Genomic DNA, 17,705 nt, shown 5'->3' with positions numbered 1-17,705 from the left:
GCCGCGAGCGGGTACTCCGGAAGTATGAAGGAAAGCAAGAAGAACTTCGGGCAGGACGACGAAGAAGACCTCGACGGCATCCGCGGGGTCCAGCCGAAGACCGACGTGCCGAGCACGCCCAACCGTGACGTCGGCCCGCACGGCACGAAAGAGGTCGACGGCGTGCCGGGCAGCGGAGAGGTGCCCGTCGAACCCCCGGATTGAGCCGTCGCCGCGCGTGCGATGAAGGGGCCTTTCCTCGCAAATTTTGCGAGGAAAGGCCCCTTCATCGCAGTCGTGGCAGGGTTGAGCGGACCGGTCACCCCGCCTTGGGCCGCCTCCGCGCCGGAGCGCGGCCCGCGGGCTGCACCGGCGCCGGACCGGGATCGACCACCGGGATCGGCAGCCGCACCGGCTCGGTGGTCACCGTGAACGTCTCGCCGTGGTGCGCCAGTTCCAGCGGCTCCCCGGTGATCACGTGGTACGTCGCGCCCTCGCCGTCGATCTCGACCTGGAACCGGGTACCGCGGAAGGTCAACCGGAACGCGATCCGCCGGAGCTGCGGCGGAAGCCGCGGCGCGAAGGTCAGCCGTCCGCCGTAGTCGCGCAGTCCGCCGAACCCGGCGACGGTGCCCTGCCACGCACCGGCCAGGGAGGCCAGGTGCAGCCCGTTGCGGACGTTGTTGTGCACGTCGTGCAGGTCGGTGAGCGCCGCCTCGGCGAGGTAGTCGTAAGCCAGTTCCAGGTGCCCGACCTCGGCGGCCACCACGGCCTGTGTCCCCGCGGACAGCGAGGAATCCCGCACCGTCCGGGCCTCGTAGTAGGCGAAGTCGCGCGCCTTCTCCTCCGGGGTGAAGGAATCCCCGCACAGGTGCAGCGCGAGCACCAGGTCAGCCTGTTTGACGACCTGCTTGCGGTACAGGTCGAAATACGGGAAGTGCAGCAACAGTGGATAGAAGTCCTGGTTCGTGGCTTCGAAATCCCACTCGTCGTGCTCCAGGAACCCTTCGGACTGGGGATGGACGCCGAGGTCCTCGTCGTAGGGCACCAGCATCGCGTCGGCCGCCTCGCGCCATGACGCGACCTCTTCCTCGCTGACGTCGAACCGCCGGGCGACGTCGTCGTGCCGGCCGACGATGTCGGCGGCGTAGCACAGGTTCCGGCGCGCCATCAGGTTCGTGTAGACGTTGTTGTCCGCCACCGCCGAATACTCGTCCGGGCCGGTGACACCGTCGATCCGGAACCGGCCCTGCCGGTCGAAGTGCCCCAGTGACAACCACAACCGCGCGGTCTCCAAGAGCAGTTCCGCGCCGCAGGTCCGCATGAACTCGTCGTCGCCGGTGGCGTTGAGATACCGCACGACGGCGTCCGAGATGTCCGCGCTGACGTGGAACGCCGCGGTGCCCGCCGGCCAGTACGCCGAACACTCGGCGCCGTTGATGGACCGCCAAGGGAACGCCGCGCCGCGCAAACCCAGCTGCGCGGCCCGTTCCCTGGCCTTGTCCAAAGTGGAGTGACGCCAGCGCAACGCGTCGCGGGCGGCGTCCGGGATGCTGTAGGTGAGGACGGGCAGGACGAAGGTTTCGGTGTCCCAAAAGGCGTGCCCGTCGTAGCCGGGGCCGGTCAATCCCTTGCCTGCCAGGGCCCTCGTCTCGCCGCGGGCGCCGGCCTGCAGGAGATGGAAGAGCGCGAACCGGACGGCCTGCTGGAGTTCCGGGTCGCCGTCGATCTCGATGTCCGAGGTTTCCCAGAAGTCGTCGAGGAACGCCTTCTGTTCGGCGAGCAGCCCCTTCCAGCCGGTCTGCCGGGCCCCGGCCAGCGCGGCCTCGACCTGGGCGCGTACCGCGGGCACCGAACGCTGTGCGGACCAGCCGTAGGCGAGGAACTTCGTGATCCGCAGCCGTCCGCCCTTGGGCACGTCGACCGCGATGGTGAGCCGCGCCAGATCCTCTTCGACCTCGATATGCGTGCGTACCCCGTCGGAGACGTCGATCTTGTGATCCATCGCGGCGGCCATCCGCAACCCGGATTTCCGGGTCTGGTGCACCAGTACCGCGTGATAGCCCTCCGCGTGGTGGTACTCGCCGATCAGCGGCGACTCCAGCGCGGCCGCGACCCGCGGATCTCGCGTGTCGGACTCGATCGGTTCGTTCGCCAGCAGATCCGACTGCGCCACCAGCTGGAGCTCGTCGTCGAGCGGTTCGACCTCGTACCGGATCGCGGCGACGGCACGCTGGGTGAAGGAGACCAGGCGTTCGGTCTTCACCCGCACCCGGCGGCCGGTCGGCGACGCCCAGACGGTGTCGCGCGCGACGGTGCCCTTCCGGAAGTCGAGCACGCGTTCGTGCTCGGTCGCCTGGCCGTAACGCATGTCGAGCGGTTCGTCCTCGACCAGCAACCGGATGATCTTGCCGTCGGTCACGTTGACGACGGTCTGCCCTTCTTCGGGGTAGCCGTAGCCGGTTTCCGCGTAGGGAAGGTCGTGCTGCTCGTAGAAACCGTTCAGATAGGTGCCCGGCAGGCCGCGTGGTTCCGCTTCCTCCAGTGTCCCGCGCAGGCCGATGTGCCCGTTGGACACCGCGAACGCCGATTCGGTGCGCTGCAACGCGTCGACGTCCATCCCGTGCCAGCGCAGCTCCCAGGGCGAGACCTCGTAGCCGTGGGAAAGCGATTCGGTCACTTGCGGCCCTCCAGGAGTTCGGCGAGGTCGTCCACCACGACGTCGGCACCGTGCGCGAGCAGTTCGCCCGCCTGCTGGGCGCGGTTCACCCCGACCACGTAACCGAAACCGCCTGCCTTGCCCGCCTGCACCCCGGCGAGGGCGTCCTCGAAGACGGCCGCGTCCTCCGGGGCGACACCGAACGCTTCGGCGCCGGCGAGGAACGAATCGGGGGCGGGTTTGCCACGCAGGTTCCTTTCGGTGATCACGATCCCGTCGATCCGCGCTTCGACGAACTTCGTCAGGTCGGCGGCGTCGAGCACCTTCGCACCGTTGGCCGACGAGGTGACGACGCCGATGCGCAGTCCGGCCGCCTTCGCCGCCTCCAGATACCGGACGGAGCCCGGATACGGAGTGACGCCCTCTTCGCCGATGATTTTCAGGACCAGCTCGTTCTTGCGGTTCGCGACGCCGTTGACGGTGGCGGCGCCGATGTCGTCTTGTGGGTTCCCCTCGGGCAGCTCGATCCCGCGCGAGGTGAGGAAGGTGCGGACGCCGTCGGCCCGCGGCCTTCCGTCGACGTAGGTCGCGTAGTCGATGTCGGTGAACGGAGAGAACGCGGCACCGTCGCGGGCGCGCAGGAATTCGTCGAACGTGCGTTTCCACGCTGCGCGGTGCTGGGCCGCGGTGCCGGTCAGCACGCCGTCGAGGTCGAAGAGGCAGGCCGTGATGGAGTCGGGCAGACCGATCATGCCTCCGAACGCTACCCGCGCTCGCCGGTGCTCGCTCGGCTTCTGCAGGTGGCACGGACCACGTGCGACATGCCGCGCTGCGCGATCCGGCGGTTCGGGGACCGGCGGACGCGGCTGACCAGCAAGGCTCCTTCGAGCTTGTGCTTCGACCACGACACGCTCACGAAGTGCGAGCCGGCGCGGAACCCTAGGCCGCGCCGACCTTGCGTTCGAAGACCAGGCCCTCCGCGGCACGCAAGCCGACGCTGATCGCGCCGGTCAGCACTCCGTCGTCGCCCAGTTCGCCCTGGACGACCGCCGGGACGAGGGGGGTGAACGAGCGCAGCGCGCGGTCGATCGGGTCGAGCAGCAGGTCCGCCGCGGTCCCGATCCCGCCGCCGAGCACGATCAGTTCGGGGTCGATCACCGCCGCCACCGACGCCACGGTGTACGCGAGCCTGTCCGCCTCCGCCTCGACGGCGCGCAGGGCGAGTTCGTCGCCGTCGCGGGCGAGCCGGAAGACCTCACGAGCCGATTTCGCCGTGCCGAGGCCGAGTTCGCGTGCACCGCGGACGACGGACTGTGCCGCCGTCGCCTCTTCGAGGTGGCCCCGGACCGGCGGGGCGTCCTCGCCCTCGCCCGGCGCGTGCGATTGGCCGTAGGGCAGGTAGCCGATTTCGCCCGCCGCGCCCGTCGCGCCGCGGAAGACCTGGCCGTTCACCATCACACCCATGCCGACGCCGGTGCCGATGGTGATGCAGCCGAACACGGAAGCGCCGCGCGCGGCACCGCGTTCCCATTCGCCGACGGCGGTGAGGTTCGCGTCGTTCTCGACCATGAGATCCGGGCCGAGCACGCCCTCGAGTTCGTCGAGGAGACCGGCCTTGCCCCAGCCGGGCAGGTTCGGCGCGTGCCGGAAGCAGCGTTTCCCCGGATCCGCGACACCGGGTGAACCGAGGACCCGCACGACGATGTCGGTCTGGCTGAGCCCCGCCTCGCGCACCGTCGCCGCCGCGAGGGCGCCCACCGCGCTGACGAGCGCGGTGCCCGAACGAGAGGAATTCCGCTCGTCACGGCGGGCGATCACGGTGTGGCCGAGGTCCGAGACGGCGACGCGGAGATGCTCGCGTCCGATGTCGACACCCAGGACGTACCCGGCCGTGGGATCCGCTTCGTAGAGGACCGCGGATCGGCCGGTGCCGGTCGAGGTGTGCCCGGTCGCCCTGGCGAGACCGGCCGCTTCGAGCGCCAGTAACGCTTGGCTCACCGTGGGTTTCGACAGACCGGTGTCCTTGGCGACCTGGGGCCGCGTCGCCGGGCCGCTGCGGCGCAGGAGATCCAGCACGGCGCGCTGATTGATCTTCCGCATCCCGGCGGGGGTGCCGACGGGCGGACTTTCTGCGCCAACCACGAGCTTCGCCTCCTGTCGGACCAAGGTGTTCCACCAAAGTTATCCGGATCCGGCCCGAGATGGGCAAGAAGGTTTACATTCGGTGGTTCCCGGAGACGATAAACGGGTCCGCGCCGCGAATCGCGCACGCCGCGCGCGAAAAGCCGGTGATTCACCCGGTGCCCGAACAGGCGCTCCCCGTGACCGGTAATGGTCTAGACCAGAAGGTTCACGCCACGTGGCGGCTCGCGGGGCGCCGGAATCCCCTGTGCTGGCGGGGTCGTTCGGGGGCCTCGCCGGTCCGGTGGTCCGTTTCCGCGAGGTGGGAACCCGGGGTGTCGGCCGCCGTCGCGGGGCTGGGGCGGTCGCGCAGACGGTGCCGGCGGTTCACCACGTAGAGCAGAAGCACTCCGGCGACCACCAGCCCGTGGGTGAGCACGCGGCCGGCGGTGACCTGTCCGGTGACGAGGTCGCCCGCCGACAACGCCAGGAGGAGCGCGACGAAACCGGTCAGCGCCGGCAGTTGCCCGGCCGCCGCCTTCGTGCGGACGGCCGCCCAGCCGAGTCCGACGCCGACGGCGAGGTTCCACGCGCTGCTCTCGTGGGAAAGGTGGCCCACCAGGGATTCCGTGCCGTGTCCCGCGCCGTGGTCGTCGACGCCCAGGAGCTGGGCGAAGGCGAGACCGAGCTGGGCGATCGCGACCATGGCGAGCGCGATCCTCGCCGCCCAGCCGTCGTCCGGCGGGGCGGGGGTGCGTTCGAGGATGACGGCGGTGAGGTCCGGGACCGGCGGAGCGGGCCGCAGCAGCATCGTGCGGTGCAGCCGCTCGGCGCGCGAGAGCCACGACCGGCAGGCGGCGCAGCCCGCCACGTGCCGGTCCGCCACCTCGGGCGGGGTGGGTTCGGTTTCGCCGTCGAGCCGGGCCGACAGGGCCTCGCGGCAGGTCTCGCACTTCACGCCTCACTTGTCGGGCGCGGGACTGCCCCGGTTCCCGGGACGCTGCTACGTTTCTCGTATGGCCGGGCCGCGCAACCACGACGACGAGCGGGTGACCGCGCTCGCCCTCGCCGCCGCCCGCGGTGACCGGCGGGCCCTCGAAGACTGGGTGCGTGCCACCCAGGCGGACGTCTGGCGCTTCGTGGCGCACCTCGCCGACGTCGGTGCCGCCGACGATCTCACCCAGGAGACGTACCTGCGCGCGTTCGGCAGCCTGCGCCGGTTCGCCGGCCGGTCCTCCTCGCGGACCTGGCTCCTGTCGATCGCGCGGCGGGTGGTCGTCGACCGCATCCGGGCGGCTTCGGCGCGTCCGAAGCTCGCCGATGTCGACTGGGAGGCCACCGTCGAGCGTCGCGGCGCTCGACAGGCGGAGAGCGTCGCGGGGTTCGAAGACCTGGTGGAGCTGCGGATGCTGCTCGACGGGCTCGACCCGGAGCGGCGCGAGGTCCTCGTCCTCACCCAGGTGCTGGGGCTTTCCTACGCCGAGGCGGCCGAGATCTGCGGTTGCCCGGTCGGCACCGTGCGCTCGCGTATCGCCCGCGCCCGCGAAGACCTGCTCGAAGCGGGCCGGGAGCGCGACTCCATCTGACGCAATTCGTCATCTGGTTGCGGTAGTTCGCGCTGCCGACTACCGCAACCAGGTGACGAATTGCGGCGTTGCGTCGCGCGCCGCACATGGTCCCGGACACCTCGCGTTCGCCCTCGCCGGGGGATCCGCTGCGCTAGGTTTCCCGTATGAACGAATTCGCCATCGGCGGGGATTTGACCGTGCACCGCCTCGGTTTCGGCGCCATGCGCCTGCCGACCGAAGCCGGTCCCGCGCGTGAGGCGTCCATCGCCTTGGCGCGCAGGGCCGTGGAGCTCGGCATCACGCTGATCGACACCGCGCACCTGTACGGCTGGGGAGCCAACGAGGAACTGCTCGCGGAAGCGCTGTACCCGTACCCGGACGACCTGGTGGTCACCACGAAGGTCGGTGTCGTGCGGGCCGGGGACGACGGGAAGTACGACGCACGGCCGGAATCGCTGCGGACGCAGGTCGACGAGGGGCTGCGACGGCTGCGTGTCGAACGGATCGAGCTGCTGCAACTGCACCGCCTCGACCCGGAGACCCCGCTGGCCGATCAGCTCGGCGCGCTGCGGGACCTGCGGGACGAGGGCAAGATCGGCCGGATCGGGCTGTCCGAGGTCACCGTGGACGAACTCGCGCGGGCACGGGAGATCGTGGACATCGCGAGCGTGCAGAACCGCTACAGCCTCTTGGACCGTTCGCACGAAGCGGTGCTGGACGCCTGCGACGCGGCCGGGATCGCTTTCCTGCCTTGGCGTCCGGTGCTCGGCGCCGCGTCCGAGGCGGGTTCCGGGCTCACCGCCGTCGCCGCGGAGCTGGGGGTGACCACGGCGCAGGTCGGGCTCGCGTGGCTGCTCGCCCGGTCGCCGGTGATCCTGCCAATCCCGGGGACGGCGAGCATCGCGCACCTGGAAGAGAACTTCGCCGCGGCGAAGGTCGAGTTGAGCGGGGAGCAGCTGGAGCGGCTCACGAAGGTTTGACGGCCTCCACGAGCACCCGCCGCGAATGCGCGACGAACTTCCCGTCGGTCTCGATGATCCGGTGCAGTTCCACGAGCTTGTCGCGGTACGTCCCCACCTCGAAGCCCGGCACGATCCAGATCACCTTCCGCAGGAAGTGCACCACCGCGGCGAGGTCGAAGAACTCCATCCGCGGTTTCGCCGGTTCGAGCCGCTCGACCCGCAGCCCGACGGCTTCCGCTTCGACGCGCAGCACGTCGGGCGTCCAGTCGCCGTAGTCCTGCGGACCGAGGAAGAACTCCTTGAGCTCCCGCACGGTGCCGGCGCCGATCTGCTGCGACAGGAAGGTCCCGCCCGGGCGCAGGACTCGGGCGATCTCCCGCCACGGGTTCCCGATCGGATGACGGCTGCTCACCAGATCGAAGGATTCGTCCGGGAAAGGCAAAGGCGCGTCGTACTCGGCCTCGACCACTTCCCCGCCCAGGGGCGCGAGGGTCTTCCTGGCGATCTCGACGTTCGGCGGCCAGCCTTCGGTGGCGACGAGGACCGGCGGCGGTTGCGGGATGCCCGCGAGCACCTCGCCGCCGCCGGTCTGCAGGTCCAGCCCGGCGGCGGCGGCCGCCATCCGCTCCCCGAGCAGCCGCGAGTAGCGCCACGGCGGCCGTTCCTCGGTGGCCCGGCCCTCGAACCACGAGAAGTCCCAGCCTTCGACCGGGACGGCCTCTCCTTCGGCGAGCAGCTCTTCGAAAGTCATGTCCGCAGTCTCGGCTCCCCGCCCGGGTGGGGCAACGCGATTCCGGGTGTCATCCGCCGTCGGTCGAGCGCTTCCAGAGGTTGATGTCGGCCTCGGTGGCGTAGCGGTCGATCTCGGCCAGCTCTTCGTTGGTGAAGTGCAGGTTCTTCAGCGCGCCGACGTTGTCCTCCAGCTGGGCGACGCTGCTCGCGCCGATCAGCACCGACGTCATCCGCGGGTCACGCAGGCCCCACGCGAGCGCGAGCTGCGCCAGCGTCTGCCCGCGCCGCTGGGCGATCTCGTTCAGCGCCCGGACCTTGCCGAGGGTGTTCTCGGTGATCGTGTCCGGATCGAGCGACTTCCCTTGTGCCGCGCGGGAATTCTCCGGGACACCGTCGAGGTAACGGTTGGTCAGCAGCCCCTGGGCCAGTGGCGAAAAGGCGATGCAGCCCGCGCCTTCGGCTTCGAGGGTGTCGAGCAGTCCGTCGCCTTCGAGCCAGCGGTTGACCATCGAGTACGACGGCTGGTGGATCAGCAGCGGGGTGCCCAGTGCGCGCAGGAGCCGCGCGGCCTCGGCGGTCTTCTCCGCCGAGTACGACGAGATGCCGACGTACAGCGCGCGTCCGGAGCAGACCGCGGTGTCGAGCGCGCCGACGGTCTCTTCGAGCGGCGTCTCGGGGTCGAACCGGTGCGAGTAGAAGATGTCGACGTAGTCCAGGCCCATCCGGCCGAGCGACTGGTCCAAAGAGGACAGAAGGTACTTGCGCGAACCCCATTCGCCGTACGGGCCGGGCCACATGTCGTAGCCCGCCTTGGTCGAAACGACCAGTTCGTCCCGGTAGGGCTTGAAGTCCGAGGCCAGCAGCCTGCCGAAGTTCTCCTCGGCCGAACCGTAGGGCGGACCGTAGTTGTTGGCGAGGTCGAAGTGGGTGATGCCCAGGTCGAACGCGCGCCGCGCGATGTCCCGCTGCGTGCCCAGCGGCTTGTCGTCGCCGAAGTTGTGCCACAGGCCCAGCGAGATCGCGGGCAGCTTCAGACCGCTGCGTCCGGTACGGCGGTAGGGGATGCTCTCGTATCGGCCCTCGGCCGCGACATAGGTGCTCACCGGCCCGATGCTAGCCCCCGGAAGCGCGCCGTCGAATGTGACATCTCACTTCTCGGCGTCTCGGATGCGTATTCCCGGTGGGGCGGGAGGCCAACCGAACCGTCAGTTCGAACCGGCTCGAAATGACGGCTCAATACCGGAATGGGTGGGTGGCCGGGCGAGGAAAAGGAGCTATCCTGCGAGGGTAAGGGAACGAACTGGGGGTTCCATTAATGCTGCGCATATACTTTTCCACGGAAGATCTGCTCCGGGTCCGGCTACTGGCCGAACCGCATCGGATGTGGGAGATCCTGCTGAGTCTGCACCTGGTCCAGACCAGACAGGACCAGCCCGTCTTCGGTGGCTGGCGGCGGAAGCTGCGGCCGCGGCTGCCGTCGGCCACGGGACTGCTCACCGCCCTGGCCAGACCCACCGGTTACTCGCCGGACTTCCTCACCCCGTCCGGCGCCGTCCCCGATCTGGAGACCGGTCTCGACCTGCTCCTCGGCACCACGAGGGCCAGGCTGAAGTCCGATATCGCCGAGCTCGCCCGGCACCGGGCGCTGCCCACCTGGGTGGCCGAGATCGCCGACGGCGAGGTGGAGTCGCTGAGACGAGTGGCCACCGCGTTGCGGGTCTACCACCGCGAGGCGATCGAGCCGTTCTGGTCGGGTATCCGCCACCACGTCGAGCTGGACCGGCGGAGCAGGGCGGACGTCGTCACCTCCATCGGCTTCGAGGCCGTGCTGGCCGGGCTGCACCCCGCCGTCCGGTGGCGGCCACCCGTGCTCGAGGTCGACTACCCGGTCGAACAGGATCTGTACCTCGACGGCCGTGGTCTCGTCTTGGTGCCGTCGTTCTTCTGCTGGGGCAGCCCGATCACCACGCTCTCCGACGACACGGCCACACCCATGCTCGTCTACCCGGTCGAGCGGTCGCCATGGTGGGCGGAGAGCGCGGACGACGAGGCCGTCCGTGCCCGCTCGCTGACCGCCCTGCTCGGCCGGACCAGGGCGACCGTGCTGCGGACGATCGCCGATCTGCCGCAGGTCAACACCACGGATCTCGCCAACCTGCTGGGCATCTCCCTCGCGGGCGCCAGCCAGCACACGACCGTGCTGCGCAACGCCGGCCTGGTGCAAACGGCGCGGACGAACGGTGCCGCGGTGCACCGGATCTCGCAAAGAGGTTCCGCGTTGCTCCGGCCGTGATCACGGTTTCAGGCAGCCGTGAAAGGGCTTGTCACTCGCGGGCCGAATTCATAAGTTTTGAGAGGTCCGACCGGAACTCGCGAAATACCGACCCCCTTCCGGATGAGCGGAATAGTCCCCGCTCCGCCCATTGGGAAAGGACCTTTCCGGAATTGCTCGGACTCGGGAAAACCAATCTGGAGGGAACAGTCATGTTGAAGCAGATCGCCACCAGGGCCGCCGTCGCCGCGTCGGTCGCCGCCTCGGCGGGTGCGCTCATGTTCGGTGCCGCCACGACCGCGTCCGCCGCGGAGGCCACTCCCCAGGGTGACCTGGGGACCATGGCCGTGTGCGGCTACTACGAGCAGGGCCTGCTGAGCTACTACAACCACTGCGGCCAGACCAACATCACCATCCACGTCACCTACAACGTCGGCGGCGACGAGGACCTCTGCGTCACGCCGGGCATCACCAAGCTCGGCTACAACGCCGACAACGCCTGGTACACGGGACTCTGCTGACCTGACGCGCCACCACGGCGCGTCCGGACAGGGCTTTGTCGATCACCGGTGGCGGTGAAGGGTGCTCACCCTTCACCGCCACTTTCGTCATCGCCGCCGGCGGCGCGGGAGAAGAGGGTGGCGACCGCGCCCAAGTGATCTTTGAACGCCGAAGGGCGCTCGACCTCGAAGGGCGCCCCGATGGCGGCGAGGATGAGAACGGGCCAGTCGAAGGTGTCGACGTTCATCGTCAGACGGCACGAGGTCTCGTCGAGCGCCACGAGCGCGCCGCCGAGGTACCGCACGGCCGCCTCGACCCGCGCCTTCGGCGCCTCGACCCGGACCACCAGTTCGTGCGTGGTCGGCCTGGCCTTGAGCTGGGTTTCGACGAACTCGACCGCGTCTCCGCCGGGAATCTCCCGTGGCCGGTAGCGGGCGCCGGTGGGGCGCGGATCGGTGAGCCGGTCGACGCGGAAAGTGCGCCAGTCCACCCGGTCGAGGTCCCACGCCACCAGGTACCAGCGCCGTCCGAGTGAGACGAGCCGGTGCGGCTCGACCAGCCGGGCGGACTCCTCGCCACCGCGTGCCGCGTAGTCGAACTTCAACCGCTCGTCGTCGCGGCACGCCTGCGCGATCACCGTCAGGCTGGCCGCGCTGACGCGAGGGCCCGTGACGGCGGCCGGCGTCGTGTACGCCTGGAGCGCGTCGACACGCCTGCGCAGCCGAGGCGGCATCACCTGGACGACCTTCGTCAGCGCCCGGACCGAGGTCTCCTCGATGCCCTCGACCGAACCGCCCGCCGCCGTCCGCAGGCCGACCGCGATCGCCACGGCCTCCTCGTCGTCCAGCAGCAGCGGCGGCATGACCGTGCCCGATCGCAGCTGGTAGCCGCCCGCGACGCCGCGGCTCGCGTTGACCGGATAGCCCAGCTCGCGCAGCCGTTCGACGTCGCGCCGCAGGGTCCGCTCGCTCACTTCGAGCTTGTCGCTCAGTTCGGTCCCCGACCAGAAGCGATGCGTCTGCAGCAGGGACAGCAGCCGCAGCATCCGCGCGCTCGTATTCGCCATGAATCCAGGTTCGCTCCGATTCCGGTCAAAAAGTGGCCGGAATTGACTTTAGCGTTGTTCCCATGACGATGACACTGGACACCCCGAGCGGCGTGACCTCGGAAGACACCCTCTCGGACAAGCCGTACCGCTGGCGCTGGCCCGCGCTGTTCGTGATCATGACCGGCTCGGTGATGGAACTGCTCGACATGACGGTCACGAGCATCGCCGGACCGGTCATGCGGGCCTCGCTCGGCGGTGGCACGGCGATGATCCAGTGGCTCGGTGTCGCCTACACCCTCGCGATGGTGTCCGGCCTGCTCACCGGTGGACGGCTCGGTGACATCTTCGGCCGCAAGCGCATGTTCCTGATCGGCGCGGCCGGCTTCGTCGCCGGCTCGTTGCTCTGCGCGATCGCGGTGAGCCCCGAGACGATCATCGCCGCCAGGGTGGTGCAGGGCCTGTTCGGTGCCGCGATGATCCCGCAGGGCCTCGGCATGATGAAGGAGATGTTCACCGGGAAAGAGCTCCAGTCCGCGTTCGGCATGTTCGGCCCGGTGATGGGGCTCGCCGCGGTCGGCGGCCCGATCCTCGCGGGCTGGCTGGTCGACGCCGACCTCTTCGGCACCGGCTGGCGGATGATCTTCCTGATCAACCTCCCGATCGGCGCGCTGGCCGTGCTGGCCGCGGTGAAGTTCCTGCCCGCCGGCCGGCCGGGCGCCTCGCTCAAACTCGACATCCCCGGCGCGTTGCTCGCCACGACCGGCGCGCTGCTGATCGTCTTCCCGCTGGTGCAGGGCCGCGAGTACGGCTGGCCGCTGTGGACGTTCGCGATGATGGCCGCCGCGGTCGTGGTCTTCGGCGTCTTCGCCTGGTTCGAGAAGCGCAAGAGCGGTCGCGGTGGCGACCCGCTGGTGGAGCCCGGCCTGTTCCGCAAGCGCAGCTTCCTCGCCGGGATGGCGACCGGGACGATCTACTTCGCGGCGTTCTCCGGCTTCGGTCTCGTCTTCACGTTGTACCTGCAGCTCGGGCTCGGTTTCTCGCCGCTCGAGGCCGGACTGACCGGCGTGCCGATGTCGCTGGGGATGATCGTCGGGATGGGCCTGGTGCAGGTGGTGCGCAAGCACGGCCGCAAGGTGCTGCACACCGGCGCGCTGATCATGGCCGCGGGCGTGGTCGCGTTGCTGCTGCTCCTCGGCCCGGAAACCGGTCCGTGGCTGCTCGCCCCCGCGTTGCTGGTGGTCGGGATCGGCTCCGGGCTGATCATGGGGCCGTACTTCGAGATCGCGCTGTCCGGAGTGGAGCCGTCGGAGGCCGGGTCGGCGTCGGGTGCGCTGACGTCGCTCCAGCAGGTCGGCGGCGCGCTGGGGATGGCGTTGCTGGGCACGGTGTTCTTCGACGCCGGGACCGCCGACCCGACCGACGCCGCCCAGCGGACGTTCTGGGTGGTCGCGGTGATGGTGATGCTCACGTTCGCGGTCGGATTCCTGCTGCCCGAGCGGATCCGCGACGTAGAGTCGGCCGGGTAGGCGATCGAGCTGGGAGGCCGCGTGGCTGGGACCGGATACTTCACCTCCGTCGAAGACGTGACGGCGAAGCTCGCCGACACCGGCTACCTGGCCTCCGCGGCCGTCGCCACCACGGTGTTCCTCGCGGACGCCCTCGGCAAGCCGTTGCTGGTCGAGGGCCCCGCGGGCGTCGGCAAGACCGAACTGGCGAAGGCGGTCGCGCAGGCGAGCGGCTCCCGCCTCGTGCGGTTGCAGTGCTACGAAGGTGTGGACGAGTCGCGAGCGCTGTACGAGTGGAACCACGCGAAGCAGCTTCTCCGGATCACCGCCGGCAAGGACGAGACGTGGGACGAAGCCCGCAACGACATCTTCGGTGAAGAGTTCCTGCTGGCCAGGCCGCTGCTGACGGCCATCAAGGGTGACGAGCCGACCGTCCTGCTCATCGACGAGACCGACAAGGCCGACGCCGAGATCGAAGGGCTGCTGCTGGAGGTTCTCGGCGACTTCCAGATCACCGTCCCGGAACTCGGCACGATCACCGCCGGGCGCCCACCGTTCGTGGTGCTGACCTCCAACGCGACGCGCGAACTTTCCGAGGCGCTGCGACGGCGCTGCCTGTTCCTGCACATCGATTTCCCCGACGCGGCACTGGAACAGCGCATCGTGCGGCTCAAGGTGCCGGGCGTCGACGACGCGCTCGCCGCGTCCGTGGTCAAGGTGATCACCGCCCTGCGGGCGATGGAACTGCGGAAGGCACCGTCGGTCGCGGAGACCATCGACTGGGCCCGCACCCTGCTGGCGCTCGGCGCGGACAGCCTCGGCGAGGACGTCGTTCGCGCGAGTCTCGGCGTCATCCTCAAACACCAGGAAGACGTCGTGAAGGCGGGCGCGCGGCTGGAACTCGGCAAGGTCCTCGACTCGTGAGCGGCGTGCCGGGCAGGCTCGTCGAGTTCGTGGAAGCGTTGCGGGAGCACGGGATCCCGGCGGGTCCCAGCGAGACGGTCGACGCCGCCGCGGCACTCGAGGTGCTGGGCCTGGCCTCCCGTGAGCAGCTGCGGGAAGGGCTCGCGGCGGCGCTGGTCCGGCGCGGCGGTCAGCGCGCGGTGTTCGACGCGACGTTCGACATCTACTTCCCGCTCGGTGTCGGCGCGCCCTCGCAGGAGCCCGTCGAAGACCTGGCGGCGCTGAGGGATCGGCTCGCCGCCGCGCTTACCGCGAACGACCGGACGGAACTGACACAGTTGGCCGGGCTCGCCGTCGACATGCTGGGGGAGTACGGCGGCACGGCGGGCACCGGCGGCTGGTCGGCGCACCAGACCCTGGAACGGCTCCAGCCGCAGACCCTCGTGGTGCGCGTGCTCGAAGCGATCCGTGCGGGGGCTTCGAACGATTTCACCGACAGACTGGACCGCGACGACGTCCGCCGCCGGGTGGAAGGCTTCCGCGGACTCGTCCGCACCGAAGCACGCCGCCGGGTGGCGGAAATCCGGGGCAGGGAACGGGTTTCGCGGCATGCCGTCCCGCCCGCGGCCGACCGCGTCGACTTCCTGCTCGCCAGCCGCGCGCAACTCGCCGAGCTGCGCCGAGTCGTGCAACCGCTGTCCCGCAAGCTCGCCACCCGGCTGGCCGCCCGGCGACGGCGGCACGCGCGCGGGCAGATCGACCTGCGCCGGACACTGCGGCGCTCGCTGTCCACCGGAGGTGTCCCGATGCGGCCGTCGTACCGGCGGCACCGCCCGGGAAGACCGGAAATCGTGCTGCTGTGCGACATGTCGGGCTCGGTGGCCGGTTTCGCGAACTTCACCATGCTGCTGGTGCAGGCCTTGCGTGATCAGTTCGGCAAGGTGCGCGTGTTCGCGTTCATCGACGCGTGCGACGAGATCACCCATCTCGTCGACACCGGCGCCGCCGATCCGGAAGACCTCGGCGCCCGCATCCTCGCCGACGCGGAATTGACCCGCTGGGACGGGCACAGCGATTACGGCCACGCGCTCGGCGAGTTCGCCGAGCGGTACTCGGCCGCCGTGGGGCCCAAGACATCCGTGCTCATCCTCGGGGACGCCAGGACCAACGGCGGGGACCCGAACCTGGCGGCGGTGCGCGGGATCGCCGCCGCGGCGAGGCATACGTACTGGCTCAACCCCGAGCGGACGGCGTTGTGGTCCACCGGGGATTCCGAGGCGCACGCGTACGCGGAGGTCGTCGAGATGCACGAGTGCCGGAACGTGCATCAGCTGACGCGGCTGGTGACGCGCCTCTTGCCCGCCTAGAACCGCACGCGATCAGTCACCTAGTTGCGCGGGTTGAGCGCGGCCTTCCCGTAGGCGTCGGCGTTGCTGAACACTTCCTGCCCGTACGCGGCGGAGTTGTTGTAGGTCAGCACAGCGGACCACCAGCCGGCGGCCGCGCCGAGGTCGCCGCCTCGCGCGCACAGGTACCGAGCGGTCGTCAGCGCGGCGTCGTCGATGTTCTGCGGATCCGGCCCGGCGCCGTCACCGCTCGCGCGGACGCCGTACCGCTTCCAGGTGGCGGGCAGGAACTGCATCGGCCCGACCGCGCGATCCCACTTCGGGTCACCGTCGAGGGCGCCCTTGTCGGTGTCGACGATCGCGAGCACACCAGGGGAGCCGTCGAGTGGGATACCGATGATCGGCGGCGTCACGACGCCGTCCTCACCGGCGCGGGAGCCGTCGTGCCGGGCGTGCCGGGACTCGGTCCGGCCGATCCCCGCGATGGTCGCCCAGGTGATTCCGCAGCGTGGCGTGGTCTTCGCGGTCTTCTCGGCCGCGTTCACGTATGCCCGCAGCGTGCGCGGAGGGATGTCCGTGTTCTCCGATACCTTCGCGATCCAAGCGTCCTTCGCGGGCTCCGCGGGCAGCGGTCCGGCGTCGCCGGGGATCGCCGACCGCGGGGCGGGCTTGAGCGCGGGAACGACGAAGACCGGTTTGACCGGTACCGGCTCGCGGTCGGTGAGGCTGACCACGACCCATACGGCGCCGGCCACCAAGGCGCCCACGACCAGCAGCGCGATCATCACGCAGCCGCGCGGGCCGCGCCTCTTGGGCGGCGGTTGCCACTGGTCCATGAGGTCAAGTGCCGAAGAGGACGAAGCGGTCACCGGTTCCACGGTACGTGACGGTTGTGGAGAACTTGTATGGCCCGCCGTCCGGGTGATCCGGCCCACGCCCCGCAATTCGTCACCTACTTGACCCTTCACGCCGGCGCGACTGCCGCAAGTAGGTGACGAATTGCGGGTGGGTCAGGAGAGCCACGCGTCGATCTCCTGGTGGATCGAACGCTTGAGTTCGGCGGGGGCGAAGGACGCGTCGACGGACGCCCGGGCGAGTCCGGCGAGCGCGAGGTCGTCGTAGGCGAACGCCTCGCGAGTGCGCAGGAACTCGTCGGTCAGCGTGGTCCCGGTGATCGACGGGACGTCGGTGCTGAGCGTGACCACGAGCCCGGCGTCGACCAGCCGGGGGAGCGGGTGCTCTTCGAACGACGGCACCAGCCCGAGCGTCACGTTCGACGACGGGCAGACCTCCAGCGCGATCCCGCGTTCCCGCACCTCGGCGACCAGCGCGACGTCCTCCAGGATCCGGATGCCGTGACCGATCCGCTCGCTGTGGCCGACCTCGAGTGCCTCGCGGATGCTGGCCGGTCCGGCGTCCTCGCCGGCGTGGTGGATCAGGCGCAGCCCCGCCTTCTCGGCCTCGTCGCAGATGCCGGCGAACGGCGCCAGCGGATACTTCTCCTCCCCGGCGAGGCCGATCGCGAACACCCCGTCCGGGGCGTATCGCCGGGCGAGATCGAGGGTGAGCCGGGCGCGTTCGACCGACCGGCGGCGTGAGTGGTCCAGGAGCACCCGCCAGTGGAGCCCGTACTCGGCCGCCCCCGCCGAGAGTCCTTTGAGGACGGATGCCAGCGGCATGTCCGGCTCGCCCAGCCGTTCGCCGTGTGAAGCCGCCGTGAAGGTGACCTCGGCGTAGCGAACCCCGTCCGCGACCTGATCCTCGCAGAACTCGCGCGCCACCCGTTCGAAGTCCTCCGGTCGCTGGAGACAGGACCGCAACAGCGCGTTGTAGTCACCGAACGCGCGGAACCCGTCGAACACGGGGTGTTCCGCGGGTACGGCGATGCCGTTCACCGCGCCGAGGTCACGCAGCGTGTCCGGCCGGATCGTGCTTTCGAGGTGGACGTGCAGCTGGACCTTGGGCAGCAGCGAAAGCTCACGCATGGGCCTGAACCTAGCGGCCCCGGCCCGCGTCGCGCGTCCTGTTTTCGGTCCGCCGGATCCGGGATGAGTGATTCGGCCCGCCGCGGGGAACCCAGGGGGCACCACCGGTCGTTGAGCAGAACAA

The 17,705-nt window shown here is 70.0% G+C and carries 17 protein-coding genes; 8 read left to right on the top strand and 9 right to left on the bottom strand.

What is annotated here, in order from left to right; translation table 11 throughout:
* The first annotated feature begins 24 nt into the window (after positions 1-24).
* Positions 25-204 (top strand): hypothetical protein, encoded by a 180-nt coding sequence (locus P3102_RS25745; protein WP_276362450.1) that lies wholly within the window; start codon positions 25-27, stop codon positions 202-204.
* A 94-nt stretch (positions 205-298) separates the two neighbouring features.
* On the opposite strand, the gene P3102_RS25740 is transcribed toward P3102_RS25745, so the two are convergent.
* From P3102_RS25740 to P3102_RS25725, 4 genes are all read right to left on the bottom strand, one after another.
* The gene (locus tag P3102_RS25740) at positions 299-2,659 is read right to left on the bottom strand and encodes a glycosyl hydrolase family 65 protein (RefSeq protein ID WP_276362448.1); all 2,361 of its coding nucleotides are present in this window, start codon (positions 2,657-2,659) and stop codon (positions 299-301) included.
* Positions 2,656-3,390, bottom strand: a complete 735-nt coding sequence (locus P3102_RS25735; protein ID WP_276362447.1) for a beta-phosphoglucomutase family hydrolase — start codon at positions 3,388-3,390, stop codon at positions 2,656-2,658. The genes P3102_RS25740 and P3102_RS25735 overlap by 4 nt, the downstream gene beginning before the upstream one ends.
* 187 nt (positions 3,391-3,577) lie before the next feature.
* Positions 3,578-4,780, bottom strand: coding sequence for an ROK family protein (locus tag P3102_RS25730; protein WP_276362445.1), 1,203 nt, complete (start codon positions 4,778-4,780; stop codon positions 3,578-3,580).
* Between the two features lie 208 nt (positions 4,781-4,988).
* Positions 4,989-5,717 carry a zf-HC2 domain-containing protein gene (locus tag P3102_RS25725; RefSeq protein ID WP_276362444.1) on the bottom strand — a complete coding sequence of 243 codons (729 nt, stop codon included), beginning with the start codon at positions 5,715-5,717 and terminating at the stop codon, positions 4,989-4,991.
* 58 nt (positions 5,718-5,775) lie between these two features.
* Here P3102_RS25725 and sigC point away from each other — a divergent pair, with 58 nt between their 5' ends.
* Both sigC and P3102_RS25715 read left to right on the top strand, forming a co-directional pair.
* Positions 5,776-6,345: an RNA polymerase sigma factor SigC gene (gene sigC / locus P3102_RS25720; protein ID WP_276362443.1), complete on the top strand. Its 570-nt coding sequence runs from the start codon at positions 5,776-5,778 to the stop codon at positions 6,343-6,345.
* 146 nt (positions 6,346-6,491) lie between these two features.
* The gene (locus P3102_RS25715; RefSeq protein WP_276362441.1) at positions 6,492-7,307 is read left to right on the top strand and encodes an aldo/keto reductase; all 816 of its coding nucleotides are present in this window, start codon (positions 6,492-6,494) and stop codon (positions 7,305-7,307) included.
* On the opposite strand, the gene P3102_RS25710 is transcribed toward P3102_RS25715, so the two are convergent.
* The gene (locus tag P3102_RS25710; protein ID WP_276362440.1) at positions 7,294-8,040 is read right to left on the bottom strand and encodes a class I SAM-dependent methyltransferase; all 747 of its coding nucleotides are present in this window, start codon (positions 8,038-8,040) and stop codon (positions 7,294-7,296) included. The two genes, P3102_RS25715 and P3102_RS25710, sit on opposite strands and share 14 nt — an antisense overlap.
* A gap of 49 nt (positions 8,041-8,089) precedes the next feature.
* Positions 8,090-9,124, bottom strand: a complete 1,035-nt coding sequence (gene mgrA / locus P3102_RS25705; RefSeq protein ID WP_276362438.1) for an L-glyceraldehyde 3-phosphate reductase — start codon at positions 9,122-9,124, stop codon at positions 8,090-8,092.
* A 212-nt stretch (positions 9,125-9,336) separates the two neighbouring features.
* Between mgrA and P3102_RS25700 the strand changes: the two genes are divergently transcribed.
* Both P3102_RS25700 and P3102_RS25695 read left to right on the top strand, forming a co-directional pair.
* Positions 9,337-10,314, top strand: coding sequence for a helix-turn-helix transcriptional regulator (locus P3102_RS25700; protein ID WP_276362437.1), 978 nt, complete (start codon positions 9,337-9,339; stop codon positions 10,312-10,314).
* Between the two features lie 191 nt (positions 10,315-10,505).
* A complete protein-coding gene (locus tag P3102_RS25695) occupies positions 10,506-10,814 on the top strand; it encodes a DUF6355 family natural product biosynthesis protein (protein ID WP_276362435.1) in 309 nt (102 codons plus the stop codon).
* A 65-nt stretch (positions 10,815-10,879) separates the two neighbouring features.
* On the opposite strand, the gene P3102_RS25690 is transcribed toward P3102_RS25695, so the two are convergent.
* Positions 10,880-11,860: a YafY family protein gene (locus tag P3102_RS25690; protein ID WP_276362434.1), complete on the bottom strand. Its 981-nt coding sequence runs from the start codon at positions 11,858-11,860 to the stop codon at positions 10,880-10,882.
* A gap of 62 nt (positions 11,861-11,922) precedes the next feature.
* Here P3102_RS25690 and P3102_RS25685 point away from each other — a divergent pair, with 62 nt between their 5' ends.
* The 3 genes from P3102_RS25685 to P3102_RS25675 are packed head-to-tail and all read left to right on the top strand — an operon-like array spanning position 11,923 to position 15,617.
* Positions 11,923-13,368: an MFS transporter gene (locus P3102_RS25685; protein WP_276362432.1), complete on the top strand. Its 1,446-nt coding sequence runs from the start codon at positions 11,923-11,925 to the stop codon at positions 13,366-13,368.
* A 21-nt stretch (positions 13,369-13,389) separates the two neighbouring features.
* Positions 13,390-14,271 carry a MoxR family ATPase gene (locus P3102_RS25680; RefSeq protein WP_276362431.1) on the top strand — a complete coding sequence of 294 codons (882 nt, stop codon included), beginning with the start codon at positions 13,390-13,392 and terminating at the stop codon, positions 14,269-14,271.
* Positions 14,268-15,617: a VWA domain-containing protein gene (locus tag P3102_RS25675; protein ID WP_276362429.1), complete on the top strand. Its 1,350-nt coding sequence runs from the start codon at positions 14,268-14,270 to the stop codon at positions 15,615-15,617. Before P3102_RS25680 ends, P3102_RS25675 begins: the two co-directional genes overlap by 4 nt.
* Positions 15,618-15,637: 20 nt before the next feature.
* On the opposite strand, the gene P3102_RS25670 is transcribed toward P3102_RS25675, so the two are convergent.
* Positions 15,638-16,465, bottom strand: coding sequence for a transglycosylase SLT domain-containing protein (locus tag P3102_RS25670; protein WP_276362428.1), 828 nt, complete (start codon positions 16,463-16,465; stop codon positions 15,638-15,640).
* 141 nt (positions 16,466-16,606) lie between these two features.
* Positions 16,607-17,581, bottom strand: a complete 975-nt coding sequence (gene add, locus P3102_RS25665; protein ID WP_276362426.1) for an adenosine deaminase — start codon at positions 17,579-17,581, stop codon at positions 16,607-16,609.
* Positions 17,582-17,705 lie beyond the last annotated feature (124 nt).

The sequence above is a fragment of the Amycolatopsis sp. QT-25 genome, from assembly GCF_029369745.1.
Taxonomy (GTDB): Bacteria; Actinomycetota; Actinomycetes; order Mycobacteriales; family Pseudonocardiaceae; genus Amycolatopsis.
Note: the sequence above shows the minus strand (reverse complement) of the source record. Positions and strands in the feature narration are given on the sequence as shown.

What these genes read in the sequence shown, in the direction of transcription:
- P3102_RS25745 (WP_276362450.1), top strand. Translation starts at nt 25, where the DNA reads ATGAAGGAAAGCAAGAAGAACTTCGGGCAGGACGACGAAGAAGACCTC.
- P3102_RS25735 (WP_276362447.1), bottom strand. Translation starts at nt 3,390, where the DNA reads ATGATCGGTCTGCCCGACTCCATCACGGCCTGCCTCTTCGACCTCGAC.
- sigC (WP_276362443.1), top strand. Translation starts at nt 5,776, where the DNA reads ATGGCCGGGCCGCGCAACCACGACGACGAGCGGGTGACCGCGCTCGCC.
- P3102_RS25715 (WP_276362441.1), top strand. Translation starts at nt 6,492, where the DNA reads ATGAACGAATTCGCCATCGGCGGGGATTTGACCGTGCACCGCCTCGGT.
- P3102_RS25710 (WP_276362440.1), bottom strand. Translation starts at nt 8,040, where the DNA reads ATGACTTTCGAAGAGCTGCTCGCCGAAGGAGAGGCCGTCCCGGTCGAA.
- P3102_RS25700 (WP_276362437.1), top strand. Translation starts at nt 9,337, where the DNA reads ATGCTGCGCATATACTTTTCCACGGAAGATCTGCTCCGGGTCCGGCTA.
- P3102_RS25695 (WP_276362435.1), top strand. Translation starts at nt 10,506, where the DNA reads ATGTTGAAGCAGATCGCCACCAGGGCCGCCGTCGCCGCGTCGGTCGCC.
- P3102_RS25690 (WP_276362434.1), bottom strand. Translation starts at nt 11,860, where the DNA reads ATGGCGAATACGAGCGCGCGGATGCTGCGGCTGCTGTCCCTGCTGCAG.
- P3102_RS25685 (WP_276362432.1), top strand. Translation starts at nt 11,923, where the DNA reads ATGACGATGACACTGGACACCCCGAGCGGCGTGACCTCGGAAGACACC.
- add (WP_276362426.1), bottom strand. Translation starts at nt 17,581, where the DNA reads ATGCGTGAGCTTTCGCTGCTGCCCAAGGTCCAGCTGCACGTCCACCTC.